The organism is Streptomyces sp. NPDC012769 (genome assembly GCF_042901205.1).
In the GTDB taxonomy this organism is placed as follows: Bacteria; Actinomycetota; Actinomycetes; order Streptomycetales; family Streptomycetaceae; genus Streptomyces.
The window spans coordinates 83638-99623 of the sequence record NZ_JBIBCP010000011.1 but is presented as its reverse complement, the minus strand read 5'-3'; the positions used below and the strand labels follow the sequence as shown (position 1 = coordinate 99623).

15 protein-coding genes and 1 pseudogene are annotated in these 15986 nt (G+C 69.0%); 10 read left to right on the top strand and 6 right to left on the bottom strand.

Translation table 11 applies throughout. The features are described 5' to 3' along the window. Positions 1-44 precede the first annotated feature (44 nt). A pseudogene (locus ACFY7C_RS36455) lies at positions 45-773 on the top strand (helix-turn-helix transcriptional regulator). Between the two features lie 293 nt (positions 774-1066). Here the strand turns inward: ACFY7C_RS36455 and ACFY7C_RS36450 are convergent. From ACFY7C_RS36450 to ACFY7C_RS36440, 3 genes are all read right to left on the bottom strand, one after another. Further along, complete coding sequence (locus ACFY7C_RS36450) at positions 1067-1411, bottom strand: hypothetical protein (protein ID WP_389659863.1); 345 nt, start codon at positions 1409-1411, stop codon at positions 1067-1069. Between the two features lie 92 nt (positions 1412-1503). Continuing rightward, positions 1504-1704 carry a hypothetical protein gene (locus tag ACFY7C_RS36445; RefSeq protein ID WP_389659860.1) on the bottom strand — a complete coding sequence of 67 codons (201 nt, stop codon included), beginning with the start codon at positions 1702-1704 and terminating at the stop codon, positions 1504-1506. Positions 1705-1800: 96 nt separating this feature from the next. After that, positions 1801-2325 (bottom strand): hypothetical protein, encoded by a 525-nt coding sequence (locus tag ACFY7C_RS36440; RefSeq protein ID WP_389659854.1) that lies wholly within the window; start codon positions 2323-2325, stop codon positions 1801-1803. 518 nt (positions 2326-2843) lie between these two features. On the opposite strand from ACFY7C_RS36440, the gene ACFY7C_RS36435 reads away from it, so the two are divergent. From ACFY7C_RS36435 to ACFY7C_RS36415, 5 genes are all read left to right on the top strand, one after another. Continuing rightward, positions 2844-3113, top strand: a complete 270-nt coding sequence (locus ACFY7C_RS36435) for a hypothetical protein (RefSeq protein ID WP_389659851.1) — start codon at positions 2844-2846, stop codon at positions 3111-3113. Positions 3114-3196: 83 nt separating this feature from the next. Continuing rightward, positions 3197-4567, top strand: coding sequence for a VanZ family protein (locus ACFY7C_RS36430; protein WP_389659848.1), 1371 nt, complete (start codon positions 3197-3199; stop codon positions 4565-4567). Then, positions 4506-5048 (top strand): divalent cation tolerance protein CutA, encoded by a 543-nt coding sequence (gene cutA, locus ACFY7C_RS36425; RefSeq protein WP_389659845.1) that lies wholly within the window; start codon positions 4506-4508, stop codon positions 5046-5048. Before ACFY7C_RS36430 ends, cutA begins: the two co-directional genes overlap by 62 nt. Before the next feature lie 352 nt (positions 5049-5400). Then, positions 5401-5958 carry a hypothetical protein gene (locus ACFY7C_RS36420; RefSeq protein ID WP_389659842.1) on the top strand — a complete coding sequence of 186 codons (558 nt, stop codon included), beginning with the start codon at positions 5401-5403 and terminating at the stop codon, positions 5956-5958. Continuing rightward, on the top strand, positions 5955-6485 hold the full coding sequence (locus ACFY7C_RS36415) for a hypothetical protein (RefSeq protein WP_389659839.1): 531 nt from the start codon (positions 5955-5957) through the stop codon (positions 6483-6485). The genes ACFY7C_RS36420 and ACFY7C_RS36415 overlap by 4 nt, the downstream gene beginning before the upstream one ends. 232 nt (positions 6486-6717) lie before the next feature. On the opposite strand, the gene ACFY7C_RS36410 is transcribed toward ACFY7C_RS36415, so the two are convergent. Continuing rightward, the gene (locus ACFY7C_RS36410) at positions 6718-7380 is read right to left on the bottom strand and encodes a response regulator (protein WP_389659836.1); all 663 of its coding nucleotides are present in this window, start codon (positions 7378-7380) and stop codon (positions 6718-6720) included. Beyond that, positions 7355-8527: a sensor histidine kinase gene (locus ACFY7C_RS36405; RefSeq protein WP_389659833.1), complete on the bottom strand. Its 1173-nt coding sequence runs from the start codon at positions 8525-8527 to the stop codon at positions 7355-7357. The genes ACFY7C_RS36410 and ACFY7C_RS36405 overlap by 26 nt, the downstream gene beginning before the upstream one ends. Before the next feature lie 174 nt (positions 8528-8701). On the opposite strand from ACFY7C_RS36405, the gene ACFY7C_RS36400 reads away from it, so the two are divergent. The 3 genes from ACFY7C_RS36400 to ACFY7C_RS36390 all read left to right on the top strand — a co-directional run bounded on the left by ACFY7C_RS36400 (position 8702) and on the right by ACFY7C_RS36390 (position 14133). Next, complete coding sequence (locus ACFY7C_RS36400; protein WP_389659830.1) at positions 8702-11053, top strand: MMPL family transporter; 2352 nt, start codon at positions 8702-8704, stop codon at positions 11051-11053. Between the two features lie 317 nt (positions 11054-11370). Further along, positions 11371-12033 (top strand): hypothetical protein, encoded by a 663-nt coding sequence (locus tag ACFY7C_RS36395; protein WP_389659827.1) that lies wholly within the window; start codon positions 11371-11373, stop codon positions 12031-12033. Between the two features lie 372 nt (positions 12034-12405). Then, positions 12406-14133, top strand: coding sequence for a BCCT family transporter (locus ACFY7C_RS36390; RefSeq protein WP_389659940.1), 1728 nt, complete (start codon positions 12406-12408; stop codon positions 14131-14133). 306 nt (positions 14134-14439) lie between these two features. Here ACFY7C_RS36390 and ACFY7C_RS36385 read toward each other — a convergent pair whose 3' ends face one another. Then, positions 14440-14772 (bottom strand): hypothetical protein, encoded by a 333-nt coding sequence (locus ACFY7C_RS36385; RefSeq protein ID WP_389659824.1) that lies wholly within the window; start codon positions 14770-14772, stop codon positions 14440-14442. 189 nt (positions 14773-14961) lie between these two features. On the opposite strand from ACFY7C_RS36385, the gene ACFY7C_RS36380 reads away from it, so the two are divergent. Next, positions 14962-15966, top strand: a complete 1005-nt coding sequence (locus tag ACFY7C_RS36380) for a quinone oxidoreductase family protein (RefSeq protein ID WP_389659821.1) — start codon at positions 14962-14964, stop codon at positions 15964-15966. Positions 15967-15986: the final 20 nt, after the last annotated feature.

Here is a 15986-nt window from a genome sequence, read left to right as displayed (position 1 = left end):
CAATCGTTCTTTAGTTAATCGTCGTGGGTTTTACACTGGTGTCCATGGGCCACCCGGAAGAAGCACCCGATCCCGACGTCTCCGCCGTCGCTGCTCTCGACGAGCCGACCCGCCGGAGGTAGTACGACCATGTCGTGCGCCAGCCGGAGCCGGTCAGCCGCGACGAAGCCGCCGAGGCGCTGGGCCTCGCCCGGAAGACCGCGGCGTTCCACCTGGACCGCCTGGCGGGCGAAGCTCTGCTGGACGTCATCTACGAACGCCGCAGCGGCCGCAGCGGTCCGGGAGCAGGCAGGCCCGCCAAGCTCTACAAGCGCTCGGCCAAGCAGGTCACCGTGAGTCTGCCCGAGCGCCACTACGAGCTCGCCGGGCGACTCCTCGCCCAAGCCCTGGAGGAATCCGAAACCACCGGCGAACGCGTCCGCTCGGTCCTGCACCGCAAAGCCCACCGCCTCGGCGCCCAGCTTGCCGCCCAGAGCCAAACCGGCGTGTTCGACCTGTTGGAAGGCAACGGCTTCGAACCCCGCAAGGAAGATGACGCCATCGTGCTGGGCAACTGCCCCTTCCACGCACTCGCCCGCGACCACACGCAGACGGTCTGCGGCATGAATCTCCACCTGCTCCGTGGCGTCCTCGCAGGACTTGAAGAAGGCGGCTTCCAGGCATGCCCGGCGCCCCGCCCCCGCCACTGCTGCGTCCGCCTCGAGCCGGTTTCTCCCGCACCTGCTGCAGCAAGCTCGCTTTCCGGCCCGGCTGCAAACCGTGACCGGGAGTGACGAGTGACAGCAGACGGCACAGGTCGTCCGCGCTCTGGTGATTCTTGCCGGCGATGCCCCCGAGCGGCTCACGCGTCACGCCCACCACCTCCAACAGGAGGGCTTCCAGGCTTGCCATGGCGTTTCGCCCTGGTGTTCTGCCGGGCAGCCCTCTGGGCCGCGGCACCGCCCTCGCGCGGTGACCGCACGCGACCGGGGTCTGTCCGCGGGCGATGGTGGCACGGCATCTGCAACGCGGCACCATGCCCACGGTCAAGGACTACATCCGCATGCGGATGGTGCGACGGTACGGGTCAGGTGATCAGCAGACAGCGCACGTAGACGACGCCCGGCTCGGTGGCCTTCACGTACCAGGCTCGCTGTCCTTCGGGGTGGGATGCGGAAGCGTGCCCGTCGTTGGCGAGGTCGAAGCCTCCTCCGACTGCTTGGGCTCGCCGGTCCGGGCAGGTGGCTGTGGCCTCGATGCCGTCTGGGCCCGCGTCGAGGACGACGGTATGGGTGTTGACCGCGACGGCTCGTGGTCGCGCGGCCGGGTCGGCGGCGGGGCTGCCGGCTGTGGAGGTCGCGGCGAAGCATGCCGCGACCGTGATGGCCCCCAGGATGATGACGGCGGACCGGTGGCGTCGGTGAGGGTGCATGTCGGTTCCTTTCGAAGGCGTCGGTCAGCCTGTTGATGCCCGGGGGCGAAGAGGGAAGACCGCAGGAGGCGCCAACTCGCCACCCACCGGAGTCAGCGCGCGTCGGGGCCGCCGGTCTGTGACCCCGTGAAGTGGTATTCATCGGCGTTCACCGGGCCGGTCGCGGTGCCGTCGGTGGAGACCACGGCTGCGAAGTCCACCGACCCGTCCGCGCTGCCGCCGAGCGTCGGACCCTCACCGATGCAGGCGCTGACCGTCGGGTCCGACCGGCCGCACAGGCTGTAGTTGTTCATGGCGCGCCGGACGAGGACGCGGAGCGGGCGCCGCGCAATGAGCGGCGCCCCCTCAGGCGCACCGGCGACAGTGGCCAGGTCCGGTGCGCTGCCCTGTCAACTGGCGGTGAATTCTGCGCTGCCTCTTCCGAACAGACGCGTCAACCCTGTCGGGTTCCGTTCGAAGTCTCCGGTGAGGAGCTTCAGCAGGAACTCCGTCATAGTGCAGCCGTACACCCTCCACTCGCCGCCGTGCGTATAGACAGCCACAGGCCATGTGTTGGGTTCGTCGCTGCTCGTGATCCAGCCCAGGACGTCCGCTTCGACCGTCTCCCCCCACACCATGACGTCCGCCGGATCATAGAGCTCGGCGTGCCGGGGGTCGTTCCACTCGTCGACCTCCGGCTGGTCGAGAACATCCGCCGGAAGCCTTGAGGTGTGACGCAAAGGAAGCTCTGGATCCGTGCTCGGGGCGAAGACTGCCATCATTCCCTCGATTTCACCGGTTCCATACTCGGACAGGAAGTCTCGGTAGTCGAAGGGGAATTGGGTGCCGTATGCCGCTGTGATGTCGTCCCAGTCGATGTGGGTTCCCGTACTCGGCGGCTGCATGACGTGTCGAAGTTGCTCAAGGGCGGTCATGGTCTCTCTCATTTCCGTATCCAGCCAGTCGTGACCTCGCCTTGGAACTGGCGCGCCACCTTCGGTGACTCGTCCGAGGTCATGCCACTGGCGCGTCGAAGGTCCGTAGGTGAGGTTGCCCGGACAGAGCAGCTAGCGCCCTGCGTACGGTCGAGGAAGCGGCCGAGTGGCCAATCAGCCACCCCGTTGCGTCGAAGCTTCGGACCTCGACCAAACCAGTTGGGATGACGAGAGTGCCAGCCAAGCTCCTCTAGCGCCTTCGCCTGACGATGAGGTCGTGACGCGACGGAGTTGACACACCATGAGGGCTTCGTCCTTGGCGCATGCGTGATCCCGCTACGCTCCGCACGACCACTTCTTGATCGACAAAGGGGGAACCTATGGGTAATGGGATACGTGCGGCTGTCGTGGGCGCCACCGCAGCTGCGATGCTGGGCGTCGGAGCAATGCCGGCATACGCGGGGGCCACCAGTTGTCCCAGGGACGGAAACCTGCCCGGGTCGGCGACCTGTTCAACGATGACCAACGGGATTCTGTCGATCTACCCGACGAGCAACGGCAACGCTGTGATGGTCAACTACTACCGAACGGGCGGCGGTGCCCTGACAGCGAAGCTGGGCTACGAGCGCAGCAGCGTCAACAGCTGGTGGGCCTTCCAGAACATGAACACGGTGCCTTTCCATTACTCCCAGCAGAAGGGCCTCACCGCTAGCTGCAGCCCGATCATCGGCAAGCTTTACACCAGCGGCGGTGCGACCTACACCACGCCGGCGGCAGATCCCTGCTAGCCGGCTCGGCATGCTGTCAGGGCCTCGCGTCCCCCTCTCGACTGGTGGAGGCGCGAGGCTCTTCCTACGAACAGGCACCTCACATGATCAAAGCCGTCTTTCAGGACAATCTGGCCTTTCTTGCCTTCGCCGTCGCGCTGACCCTCACTGCGGGTGCTGTCGCCTATGTTGTGGCAGCGCGCCGGGTGGACCGCGTTCACGCTGCGTTCTATGGACTGTGGACGTCCTCCACCGTCGGCCCCGTCGCGCTCACCACCTGGAGCGGCAGTGGCTTCCTCACCTACCAGTGCACGATCAACGTCGACGTGACCGAGGCGTTCGCGTCCACGCAGGGCCAGCTGAATGTGCTGTTGTTCGCCCCGTTCGGCCTGTTCGCCGTTCTCGCGACCCGTAGGGTCCTTCTCAGTTTCGCAGTCGGCGTCCTGTTCACCGCCATCGTGGAGACGGGACAAGCCACCCTGCCTTTCGTCTCTCGCTTGTGCGACACAGACGACCTGGTGACCAACACCGTGGGCGTACTCGCGGGGGCGGCTGTGGGATGCATCGTCGGCCGCTGTACCCGCTTCGGCAAGCCGCTCTCGCATCCGGTGGTACGCCGCACGGTTGTCGGCGGCACTGCTGCCGCACTGCTCGTCGCGGGGGTGTGGATGGTCGTGATCGAGCCTGTACGGGCGGTCCTGCCCACTGAGGCACCCACAGCCAGCCCGCAGCAGCTGCAAGCCCTCAATTCTGCACTGGGCAAGGCCCTTGGAGGCGGCCTCGTCGTCAGCGAGGCGAACTTTCACAACAACATCGAGGGCCCCAGCACCATCAACGCACCTCTACCCGGGGGATACGCCGAACTGACCTGGCCGGACCAGGAGAAGCTCACCGTTCACTTCACCCCCACCAGCCAGGGAGAGGGGACGTACGCGTATTGGATTCCCGGTGCCAGCCGCAGTGTCAGCACGGCGGAGCAGGCCCAGCAGATCGCCACCCTCTATACACAGCGTCATGCGGCCTGGGCGCTGCCCGGTTCCCAGGTGAAGGTGTGGCCTGTCGACGCGGGCGATAAGAACCTCGGCTGGATCGTCGAGCGGCGGCGCTGGCAGGGCAAACTCCTCATGCCCATGCGTTTGGACATTCTCATCGAACCCTCCGGCCGCATGGTCGATCTGATCGCCCGGAACGTTGCTGACCCCAAGACGCCACCGAGCAAGCTCAGTGAGCAGCAGGCCTGGCAACGATTTGACAGCCGCCACAAGATCAAGGCCAGTCAAGCCCGTCGTGAACAGCCGATCTACCTGGTGGAGCGCAGAAAAGACGAGTGGCGCATCCACTGGCGTCTGACCGCCCACTACAACGGCACGGCCTTCTCGGCGATCGTGGACGCCACCACGGGAGAAGTCCACGATGCCGCTGCTATGCCGGAAGGCGCTCAGCCTTCCGGTGCACAGGGCACTCCGGTCCCGTGAGAGGCAGCGAAGGTTCGCGGCGGAAGTAGCGACCTATTCAACTGGGCTGGCCTTGGCCCTTGGGTTCAATGACGGCCCGCCTACGGGCTCTCGTGTTCCTCCTGTCTGGCTCAGCGCGGAGGTGCGACTCATTCAGGGCGAAGTCCGCAACCTCGGCCTGACGTCGATCGCGCTCTGGCTGCGCGGGTGGGGTCAAGGTATACCGTTCCAGGAAGAGCAGCCGCATGGCGACTGCGATCGTGATCGCGCAGACGACTGTCGACGACGAGGAGAAGGCGAAGGCCGTGGCACTGGGGGTGCCGTCGTAGCGCGCCTGGCCGCCTGCGCACACATCGACTCCGCGTTCACTGCGGTGTACCGCTGGAAGGACAGCATCGAGACAGCCCCGGAATGGCGCATCTCGCACAAGACGACTGCGGATCGGCTCCCTGAGCTGGCCGCGTGGGTCACCGCGAAGCACTCGTACGAGGTTCCGGAGTAGATCACCCTCCACTCACGCGTTCTCGGCGTCGGCGAGGAGGCGCGCGGGCAGGAAGCGGCTGACTCTCCGGGGGTGGAGCGACTCAACCCTCCTGCCCTGCCCGTCCGAAGGTGCACTTCAGTCGCCGCCCAACCTCCTCTCCTCCGTCCCGGAAGAAGTCGATGCCAATGAGGCTGGAAGGGGCAGGAAGGGGTCTCGGGACCAGCCGGCGGCAGGCGAGCGAGCATCGCACTGAGCGAGCCAAGGAGCGGCCTCGTGGATCCGGTGCAGGTTAGTCTGCGCGTCAGTGCCGGGCGCGGGGCGCCGGCCGGTCGCTATCGTCGGCTCGCCCGTCCCCGAGTGCAGGAGCACCATGCCGTTTCCGCAGGTAGCAGCCGCCTTATGTGCGTCCGTGGTGCTCGCGCTCGCGGTGGCAAACGCCCCGTACGCGGCGCCGGCGGCCGCGGCCGCGCCGTGCGTCCGGGGCGAGAGCGAGACCCGGGGGAAGTCGTCGGTCGACGAGGGCGAGATCCGCTGGACCGAGGCCGCCAAGTACGACGACCTGCGCAAGCACGCCCTCACCGAGTGGAACCGGTTCCGCACGATCAACATCGCGGCCGACACCTCCATCACGGTCAACGACTTGGAGTTCTGCCACTACAGCGCGAACGACGGGCGCGGCGGCTACTACGAACGCCACGGCGCCACCGCCGCAACCGACTCCATCTACCTGAACAAGCACCTGCTCGACGGCGGCTACAAGGACGACCCACGGATGCGGCAAAACATCATGATCCACGAACTCGGACACGCGCTCGGCCTTTGCCGCAAGGCCGACACCGTCAACAGCGCCCGGCGCAAGAACGTCAGCACCAAGCACGTCCCCACCGCCGTCGACCAGGCCAACTGCGAAAAGCTGTGGGGAAGATGAACCACACCATGCTCCTCGTGCTCGCCGGAGCCGTCGTGCTCACCGGATCGGCGACCGCCGCCTACACCACCCTCCAGGGTGACACCGTCACCGTCTCCGCCCTCTGCGTCCCCGTCCAGGAGAACGACCGAGACCGCGCCGGCCTCGCCGCACACCTGGCCGTCGTCACCGTCGACAAAACCCTCAAGATCACCGCCCACGACGGCTACCACGAATCCCTCTCCCGCATCCGCGTCCTCGAGGACTTGAAGGGCAAGCTGGCCGCCGCCCTGGACGTGACACAGACCGTCGACCGCACCAGTGCCGGCGCGCTCGTCGCAGCCGCCGACCACAAGGAGCCCCTCCTGCCCGGCCACCGGTACGTGATCGGGATCTACCAGCACCCCGATCCGACACCGGACGTGTGTCTGTCCGCCCCGGCCGACGGCGACGAACTCGACCAGGTCCGCGCCCACTGGAAGGACGCCATCGCCCACCAGAACGCCCCGCGCTCCGACCCGAAGTGCAACGACGTCGTGGCACCGTAGCTTCGGCTGACTGACGGTAGGACCTCGCCGCACTGGCAGTGCGGGTACGGCGCTGTGTCCCACCCGGGAGCAGCTCCTGCTCCCTGCAACGGCAGGGATGGCCCCGGGGCGGGTCGATCCCGGCGGACGCCTCAGACTGCCCGCCCGCGTCCTTACTTCACGTTCCAGGGGTGGGGCGATCGATGGATAGGGGGATGCCTGGGGGCTCGTGGGGTGTGATTCGGTGTCTGGTTCAGGTTGTGGGGAGGACGCGGCGTGTTTCGTAGGCCCACATCGCGATCTCGACTCTGTTGCGGGCGCCGAGTTTGGCCATCAGGCTGGCCAGGTGGGTTTTGACGGTGCTGAGGCTGATGTGGAGTGCGTCGGCGATCTCGGTGTTGGTCAGTCCGCGGGCGACGGCGAGGAGTACTTGTTCCTCGCGGGTGGTGACGGGGGAGAGGGGCTGGGCTGCGGGCCGGCCGGTGGGCAGGTCCGCGAATGTCTGGAGCAGACGGACGGTGACGCTGGGTGCGATGAGTGCCTCACCGTCGGCTGCCGACCGTATGGCCTGGGAGAGGAGGTCCGGTCCGGTGTCTTTGAGGAGGAATCCGCGGGCGCCGGCACGCAGTGAGCCGTAGACGTATTCGTCGAGGTCGAAGGTGGTGATGATGACGACGGCCAGCGGGTCGGCGACGCCGGGGCCGGCGAGCAGCCGGGTGGCCTCGAGCCCGTCGAGTACGGGCATGCGGATGTCGAACAGACAGACGTCGGGCTGTAGTTCGCGGGCCAGGCGTACCGCTTGCCGTCCGTCGGCGGCCTCGCCGACGACCTCGATGCCGGGCTGGGCGTTGAGCATGATCCGCAATCCGGTGCGGATGATCGTCTGGTCGTCAGCGACGAGGACGCGTATGGGCACCGGTCTGGCTCCTGGCTGTGGGCAGTTCGGCTTCGACATGCCAGCCCCGGTCACTGCGGGGGCCGGCTCGTAGTGTGCCGCCGAGCAGGGTCGCGCGCTCGCGTAGTCCGGTAAGTCCGTATCCGTCGCGCCCCCGGCCGGTGCGCCGGCCGTTGTCGCGCACGCTGACCCGTACCGTGTGCGCGTGCGCGGCGACCCGGACGGTGAGTTCGGTCGCGTCGACCGCGTGGCGCAGCGCGTTGGTCACCGACTCCTGCACGATCCGGTAGACGGCCGCGTCCACGGCCGCGGGCAGCGCGTCGAGTTCGCCGTCGAGCCGCAGGTCGACTGTGAGGCGACCTGCGGGGGTGCGGACCAGGCGCTCCAGGTCCGCGACTGTGGCGGGGGGCGCCAGTTCGGCGCCGGCCCCGCGGTCGCGCAGGGCGGCGACCATGGCGCGCATTTCCTCCAGCGTGCGCGCCCCTTCCTCCTCGACGCCCTCCAGCGCCTCGACGGCGGCGGACGGGTCGGTGCTCGCGAGGACCCGGCCCGCCTGGGCGATGATCACCATGGCCGACACGTGGTGGGCCACCGTGTCGTGCAGTTCCCGGGCGAGCTGCTCGCGTTCGCGGGAGCGCACCTGCTCCAACTGCCGCTCGCGGGCGGTCACCCGGAACCGCACGGCGGCCCCGAGCACGCCGGGCAGCAGCAGGAAGACCAAGCCCACGACTTTCTCGACGACCGGGCTCTGGTCCGTGACGACACACAGTGCGCCGGTCGCGACGATCACCGCGCCGCCCAGCATGATCTCGCGTCCCGATCCCCAGCGGGGCAGCGCGTACACCAGCACGAGCACGACCGCGCCGGTGTACAGGCCGACGGGCTCGCGCGATGCGGCTGCGAGCGAAGCCACCGCAAGCAGGCTCACCGAGCCGAACGCCAGCGTCACCACCGCCAGCGGGCAGCTCCGGCGCCACAGCGGCAGCAGACACAGCCATACGGTCAACACCACCGCCACCGGCCGCCACACGACGTCCTCGCGCAAGGTGGCCTCCAGCGCCACACCGGCAAGGCCCGCGGCGAGCAGCGCCCAGTCCCTGCGTACCCGGGCGGGCGCGTCGGGCGGCCGGGGTTCGGTCCACAGGGTTCGCAGGTCGTCTCGGAGCACGGTTCTCAGCCTAGGGACCGCGGCGCGTTGCGCATCGGCCGAAAGGACGGGACGTCACTCCTTCCCTGGGCCGACGGATCGGCGGCCCGCGGGCCGATGCCGCGCAGCGCCGTGGCGGCGAGCCTCGGCATGGCGGCCGTGCAACGACGGCCGACGAGGTGGTTGGAGGACCCGATGCTCTCGAAAGCCCTGTTGCGCCTGGGCGCAGGCGCCGCCCGCCATCCCTGGCGGGTGATCGCGGCATGGCTGGTCGCTGCCACGCTCGCCGCCCTCGCCGCCGTCGCCTTCGGCGGGCGTACCGCGGACTCGATGACCGCGCAGGGCCTGGACTCCCAGCGGGCCGCGGAACTGATCGAGCGGGCAGGCACCGGCCAGGAGGGGATGACCGCCCACGTGGTCCTCACCCCCCTCGACGACCGCGCGACGTTCGTCGACGACGACGGCGCGCGCACCGCTCTGGCGCGGCTGCGGGCGGAGGTGCTGCGGCTGCCGCACGTGCTCGGCACGAGCGACCCGGCGCAGGCACTCGCCACGGGCCGGGACACCGCCGTGCGCGGCGGCCACGTCTCGGCCGACGGGCGGATCGCGGTCGTGCGGGTGCAGTACCCCGACCAGAGCCGGCTGTCGGCCGAGGACCTGGACGCCCTGGTCGATCTGGGCGACCGGCTGCGCGGCGAGCTGCCGCTGCGCATCGAGATGGGCGGGAACCTCTTCTACGCCTTCTCCGGCTCCGACGGCGGCGTGAGCGAGCTGATCGGTCTGCTCGCCGCGGCCGTGATCCTGTTCCTGGCGTTCGGTTCGCTCGTCGCCGCGGCGCTTCCGATCGGCATGGCGGTCTTCGGGCTGACCGTCGGGGTCGCCACGATGACGCTGCTGGCGGGGGTGACACAGGTTCCCACCTTCGCACCGGTCCTGGGCAGCATGGTCGGGCTCGGAGTGGGCATCGACTACGCGCTGTTCGTGCTCGCCAGGCACCGGGAGTACCTCTCATGCGGGCTCGATCCGCAGGCGGCGGCGGCGCGGGCGGTGGCAACCGCGGGGCGGCCGGTGGTCTTCGCCGGCGGCACCGTCGTCGTGTCGATCCTCGGCCTGGCGGTCGCGAACGTGCCGTTCATGACGGTGGGAGGGATGGCCGTCTCGATCGTCGTCCTGATCATGGTGCTCGCGTCGGTGACGCTGCTGCCGGCCTTCCTCGGCGCCGCGGGCCCGCGCCTGGCCCGGACTGGCCGAACGGGCCGGATCGCCCGGATCGGCCGGATCGCCCGGATCGGCCGGACCGCCCGGATCGGCCGGGCTCTTCGGGCCGGGTGGTCGGGCCGACTCGCACGCCGGCGCCAACCGGCGCCGGGCGCCGCCCACGCCGCCGGGTGGCGTCGCTGGATCGGGCACGTCAGCCGGCACCCGGTGCCGTACGCGGTCGGCGCGGCCGGGCTGCTGCTGACCGCGACGCTGCCCGTGCTCGGCCTGCGCGTCGGCCTGCCCGACGACGGCTCACTGCCGCAGAGCCGTACCGAGCGCCGCGCCTACGACCTGGTCGCCGAGGGCTTCGGCCCGGGCATCAACGGTCCCCTCGTCATCGCCGCGGACCCCTCCGGCGATCGTGGAGTGGTGGACCGACTCGTCGAGGCGGTCGCGGCGGATCCGGGCATCGCATCCGTCGCGCCGACGCACCTCGATCGGGCCACCGGCATCGCGACCCTCGTGGTGTTCCCGACCACCAGCCCGCAGGACAAGGCCACGGCCGACACCATCGCCCGGCTGCGCGCCGACGTGCTGCCCACGGCTATCGGGCACGGCCCGTCCAGGGCCCACGTCGGCGGCGCCGCCGCGAGCCTGTCCGATGTGGGCCAACGCACCAGCGAGCGGCTGCCGGTGTTCGTCGCCGCCGTGCTGGCGATGTCGTTCCTGCTGCTGATGCTGGTCTTCCGCTCGATACTCGTACCGCTCAAGGCGGTACTGCTGAATCTGCTGAGCATCGGCGCCGCCTACGGCATCATGGTCGCGGTCTTCCAGTGGGGCTGGGCAGGCGCACTCATCGGGCTGGAAGCGACGGTTCCGATCGTGTCGTTCATCCCGATGTTCCTCTTCGCCATCCTGTTCGGCCTGTCGATGGACTACGAGGTGTTCCTCCTCTCCCGCGTACGCGAGGAGTACCTGCGCACGGGCGACAACGGCACGGCGATCGTCGAGGGCGTCTCGCGCACCGCCCGGATCATCACCTCGGCCGCCCTCATCATGGTGGCGGTCTTCCTGTCCTTCGCCGTCGCCGACGACCCCTCCACCAAGATGTTCGGGCTCGGCCTGGCCACCGCGATCTTCATCGACGCCACCGTCGTACGCATGGTGCTGGTACCGGCGACCATGACACTGCTCGGCCGGACCAACTGGTGGCTGCCGAAGTGGCTGGAAGGGATGCTTCCCCGCGGCCCGGTCGACACCGACGACACCGCCGGCACCGACGACACCGACGGCACCGACGCGCAATCCACGGGCCAGGCCCCGCACCCACGGCTGGCCGACCGCTGACTCGACTCCTGCCCCGCCCATGGGCGTCCGGGACCTCAGCGCGTCACCTCGGTCCAGGCCGACCGATCACGCTGCTCGTCAAGGTGCTCGCGCGGCGCCAGGTTGCCGGGGACACGGACCCCGTCCGCCGTGTGAGGGGTGGTCCGATTGCTCATCCGTGATGGCGTCTGACCGGCCTGCCGGTCCGAAGGTGTGATCATGAGAGGGTGGAGATACGCGGGCCGTTCAACGTCCTTTCCCTTCGCCATGTCCCCGCGGGTCCGAGGTCATGGCGATCGTCGGCGCGGATCCGCTTGATGGTCGACGGGGTGGATGTCGTGGAGACGATCCACCCCGACAGCGATTCGAGTCTCTTTCACGAGATGTTGATCGGCCCGCCCGAAACGTGGCCGCTGAGGGCCGACGGCGGACCGCGGCGGGTTGAGCTGTCGAACAACTACTGCGACACCGGTTGCTGCGGAGGCGTCTTCGTGACCATCGAGCGGTGTGGTGGTCTGGTGGCGTGGGCTTGGGAGAACACGGACGACATCCGGGTGCCGCTGCCCCCAGACTCTCATTTCGACGCCGACCAGTACGACGCCGAGCTGGACCGCTTCGTCGCCGACCACAGCTGGGAGGAGCCGGTCGACACCGCCGCACGTCTCTTGGCCCGGGAACTGGTCGCCCTCGACTGGTACCGGCGGTGGAACTGCCTGCCCCCGTCCTGGGGGCGGCGTCTGGGTCGGCGACCGTGGCGAGAAGGCCCACCTCACGATGCGGTTCCGCGTCGAGGATTCGCTCCTCGCGATGGCCTTTCGCTGTTACACCATGGCCGTCACCGGGAACGAACCCGTCGAGGACCAGGTCCGGCGATTCGCCGAACGTATCAACACCTCAGACCCGCGTTCGGCCGCGCAACCCGGCTGATCCGCTCCTGGCTCGCTGAACCCGGTAGCCCGGCTCCTGATCTGCTGCGCTGGGCCTTCAGCCGCCTCACATGACCTCCCCGCAGCCCGGCGAGCCTGGCCGTCGCCCCCGGCCCCGGGGACGACGCCGCCCTCACCGATGGGTTGCGGCCCCCTTCTTTGGTGTCCTCCCGCAAGAGGGGTGCTCTCGGCCTCGGGCGGGCGGTTTCGGTGGGATCTTCCTGCGCGAAGGCGGGGGCGGGGGAGTGGCTGCGGGTGCTCGGGCCGACCCCTCCCTCGGCAGGCGTGCGGTCCATCACTGCGCAAAAAAGGCGCCCAGGTGCCTGTTGATGTCGGGACAGGTGTGTGCGCCGTGGTACGGGATAGCAGGAAGCCGATTTCGGGCCATGATCGCGAAGGGTGCCGCCGGTGTCTGAGGAGCAACGCAAACGGGGCCAGAAGCTGCGGCTGCCCGTGAAGGCGGCCCTGCCGGGCCGTCACCCGCACGAGGACCAAGCGCCCGTCACCGACCGGTTGGTCTTCGGGGTGACGGCCGTGCTGACCTTGGGCTTCGTGATCTGGGGGGCCACGGCCACCGGGACTCTGGAAAGCGTCTCCGACACGCTGCTGGACGCTTTGATGCACAACGGCGGCTGGGCGTTCGTCCTGGCCGCCTCCGGTTTCGTCGTCTTCGCGCTCTGGCTCGCCATCAGCCGGTACGGACGGATCGAGCTGGGCCAGGAACACGAGAAGCCCGAGTTCAGCACGGTCTCCTGGGTCGCCATGATGTTCAGCGCCGGCATGGGCATCGGTCTGATGTTCTACGGCGTCAGTGAACCCCTCGCGCACTACACCACCGCACCGCCGGGTACCGACCCCGCGGACTCGGCGGACGCCATGCAGACGGCGCTCGCCACCACGCTCTTCCACTGGACGCTGCATCCGTGGGCCATCTACGCGGTGGTCGGCCTGGCCATCGCCTACAGCACCTTCCGGCGGCGCAGGCGGCAGACGATCAGTGCCGTGTTCGTCCCGCTCATCGGCAAGGAGCGTGCCGAGGGGGCACCCGGCCGGGTGATCGACATCCTGGCGATCTTCGCCACGCTTTTCGGTTCCGCGACGTCGCTGGGGCTCGGCGCGCTGCAGATCGGCAGCGGCATGCACGAGGTGGGCTGGCTGGGCAGGGCCGGGACGGGGCTGCTCGTCGCCATCATCGGCGTGCTGACGGTCTGCTTCGTCTTCTCGGCCGTTTCCGGGGTGGAGAGGGGCATTCAGTGGCTCTCCAACACCAACATGGTGCTGGCCGTGATCCTCGCGGTCTTCGTGTTCGTCGTCGGTCCCACCATTTTGGTCCTCGACCTGATCCCCACCTCCCTGGCCGCGTACTTCGGCGATCTGCCGCAGCTGATCGGCCGCACCGAGGCGTCCACCGGCGGCGGTGACGTCGCCGACTGGCTGAGCAGCTGGACGGTCTTCTACTGGGCCTGGTGGATCTCCTGGACGCCGTTCGTCGGCATGTTCATCGCCCGCATCAGCCGAGGACGCACGATCCGTCAGTTCGTCGGCGGCGTCATCCTGGTGCCCAGCACCGTCAGCCTGGTCTGGTTCGCCGTCTTCGGGGGGACGGCCATGCGCCTGAAGGAACAGGGAAGCCTCGGCCGGGCGACCACGCCCGAGGCGCAACTGTTCGGCGTACTCCAGGAATTCCCGGCCGCCGGCGTGATGAGCCTGCTCGTGATGATCCTGGTCGGCATCTTCTTCATCTCCGGCGCCGACGCGGCGTCGATCGTGATGGGCACCCTCTCCCAGAAAGGCACGTTCGAGCCCGCCCGGTTCATCGTCGTCTTCTGGGGCGTGGTGACCGGCGGCGTGGCGGCCGTGATGCTCCTCGTCGGCGAAGGCAAGGGCGACGCCCTCGCCGGCCTGCAACACCTGACGATCCTCGTCGCCGCCCCCTTCGTCCTGGTGATGATCGGCATGTGCTGGGCCCTGCTGCGCGACCTGCGCCAGGACCCGCTGATCGTCCGCCACGAGATCGCCGAAGAGGCCGTGGAGGAAGCCGTGATCGCGGGCCACGAGAAGTACGCGGGCGACTTCGAGATCCGCATCGGCCCCTCACACGACGAGACCCCCGCACAGCAGACGCACGACGACCGCGACCGCAAGGACCCCCCATCCCCGCCACCGGCCTCCTGACAGGCAGCGGCGGCCACCGTGCCCCCGCGGTGTGCGCCCGACCGGCCTCGAAGAGCCCCGCAACCGCGGCCCTCCCCGGCGCCCCCGGCGACCTTCGCGCCGGGCATCGCCGCCGGGTACGCGCCGCGCCCTCGGCCAAGGAGCAAGCCGCCACCGCGGGGTAGCCCACCCCGAATCAAGCGTCCCTGCTGTTCGGTTCGCCCAGGAAGCGCGAGAGCAGCGATCCTCGGCTGTGTACGGCTCGGTTCCGACTGATTCGGTGTCGAGGTGCATGACGCTTTCGGTGCCCGTTGAGCCGATCCGTGGTCAGCCGGCTTCAGGTACCGCGCCAGGTGGAGAGGGCTCCTCCGCGGTGACACGCCGGATGTGGCCTACCCACGAGTCCGGTGTAAGGGAGGACCATTCAACGTCGATCTCAACGCCATGGAATATGCGGGTGAGGTCCGCAAGGTGTGTGAAGATCGCCGTCTGTACCTCCTCGGGGGCCGTGTCGGCGGGCATCGGGACCTTGCCGCATCCGCCACTTGAGTCGTCGGCGATGCACGTGTAGGGCCACACGTCTTGCCCAGTCAGCAGGATGATTTCCTTCGGTATGCCGAAGGGGGGCCGCTTCTTCTTCGTCTTGGGTCGTCTCGCCACGGTGCCATCCAACCTGACGGACCGCGGGGTCAGGCACCCGCCATACACACCGCCTCGGTCTCCTGTCCCAGACCTGGGCGCATAGCAGGCGCCTCAGCTCTCGGCGGGGGCGGCGGGCGATTCTGCTCGCCGGGAATCGGATCGCCATCAACGGGGTTGGCTGGAGGACAAGCCGATCATGGGAGGGTCATGCGAGCGATTCAGGTGTACGAAGTGGGCGGTCCCGAGGTGCTGCAGGTGGCCGAGGTGGACCAGCCGCGGCCGGGTCCGGGCGAGGCGGTCGTGGAGGTTGCCGCATCCGGGATCAACTTCCTCGACGTCTACTACCGCGAAGGCCGGTACAGCCTTCCGCTGCCCTTCATCCCGGGTGCTGAGGGTGCCGGCACGGTCGTCGAAGTGGGGCCCGGCGTCGCTGACGTCGCGGTCGGGGACCGGGTCGGTTGGGTGGAGATTCCCGGCACGTATGCCGAGCGGGCCGTCGTGGACTCCTCCCGGCTGGTGCCGCTGCCCGACGACATCGGCTTCGAGACAGCCGCCGCCGTGCTCCTCCAAGGCATGACCGCGCACTATCTCGTCAAGGACGCCTACCCGGTTCAGGAGGGCGACACGGTGCTCGTGCATGCGGCTGCCGGTGGCATGGGGCTGCTTCTGACCCAGCTCATCACCCATCTCGGCGGCAGGGTGATCGGCACGACGTCGACCACGGCGAAGGCCGAGCTGGCGAAGCGTGCCGGGGCCGCCGAGGTGATCCTCTCCTCCGCGGTCGACGATCTCGCAGCCGAGGTGAGGCGGCTCAACGGCGGCCGGGGACTGCCGGTTGTCTTCGACGGCGTCGGCGCGCACACCTTCGACGCGAGCCTCGCCAGCCTGCGAAGCCGCGGCCATCTCGTGCTCTTCGGCGCGGCAAGTGGTGCCGTGCCGCCGTTTGATCCGATTCGGCTCGCCCACGGCGGTTCGCTGACCCTGATCCGGCCCAGCCTCGGGGACTTCATCGCCGATCGGTCCGAACTGCTCCGACGGGCCGCCGATGTGTTCGAGTGGGTGCGCTCCAAGGCGCTTGAGGTCACCGTGACGGGCCGCTACGCGTTGTCCGAGGCCGCCCGGGCCCACAGCGATCTGGAGGCTCGGCGTACCACCGGCAAGCTGCTCCTCATACCCGATGCGGCCGCTATGGGACGCCGCGAGGAGAGTTAGGCGCCCAAAGGCCAAGATCA

Coding starts and splice junctions, on each gene's coding strand:
- ACFY7C_RS36450 (WP_389659863.1), bottom strand. CDS start 1,411: ATGCACCCTCACCGACGCCACCGGTCCGCCGTCATCATCCTGGGGGCC.
- ACFY7C_RS36445 (WP_389659860.1), bottom strand. CDS start 1,704: ATGAACAACTACAGCCTGTGCGGCCGGTCGGACCCGACGGTCAGCGCC.
- ACFY7C_RS36440 (WP_389659854.1), bottom strand. CDS start 2,325: ATGACCGCCCTTGAGCAACTTCGACACGTCATGCAGCCGCCGAGTACG.
- ACFY7C_RS36435 (WP_389659851.1), top strand. CDS start 2,844: ATGACCAACGGGATTCTGTCGATCTACCCGACGAGCAACGGCAACGCT.
- ACFY7C_RS36430 (WP_389659848.1), top strand. CDS start 3,197: ATGATCAAAGCCGTCTTTCAGGACAATCTGGCCTTTCTTGCCTTCGCC.
- cutA (WP_389659845.1), top strand. CDS start 4,506: ATGCCGCTGCTATGCCGGAAGGCGCTCAGCCTTCCGGTGCACAGGGCA.
- ACFY7C_RS36420 (WP_389659842.1), top strand. CDS start 5,401: ATGCCGTTTCCGCAGGTAGCAGCCGCCTTATGTGCGTCCGTGGTGCTC.
- ACFY7C_RS36415 (WP_389659839.1), top strand. CDS start 5,955: ATGAACCACACCATGCTCCTCGTGCTCGCCGGAGCCGTCGTGCTCACC.
- ACFY7C_RS36400 (WP_389659830.1), top strand. CDS start 8,702: ATGCTCTCGAAAGCCCTGTTGCGCCTGGGCGCAGGCGCCGCCCGCCAT.
- ACFY7C_RS36380 (WP_389659821.1), top strand. CDS start 14,962: ATGCGAGCGATTCAGGTGTACGAAGTGGGCGGTCCCGAGGTGCTGCAG.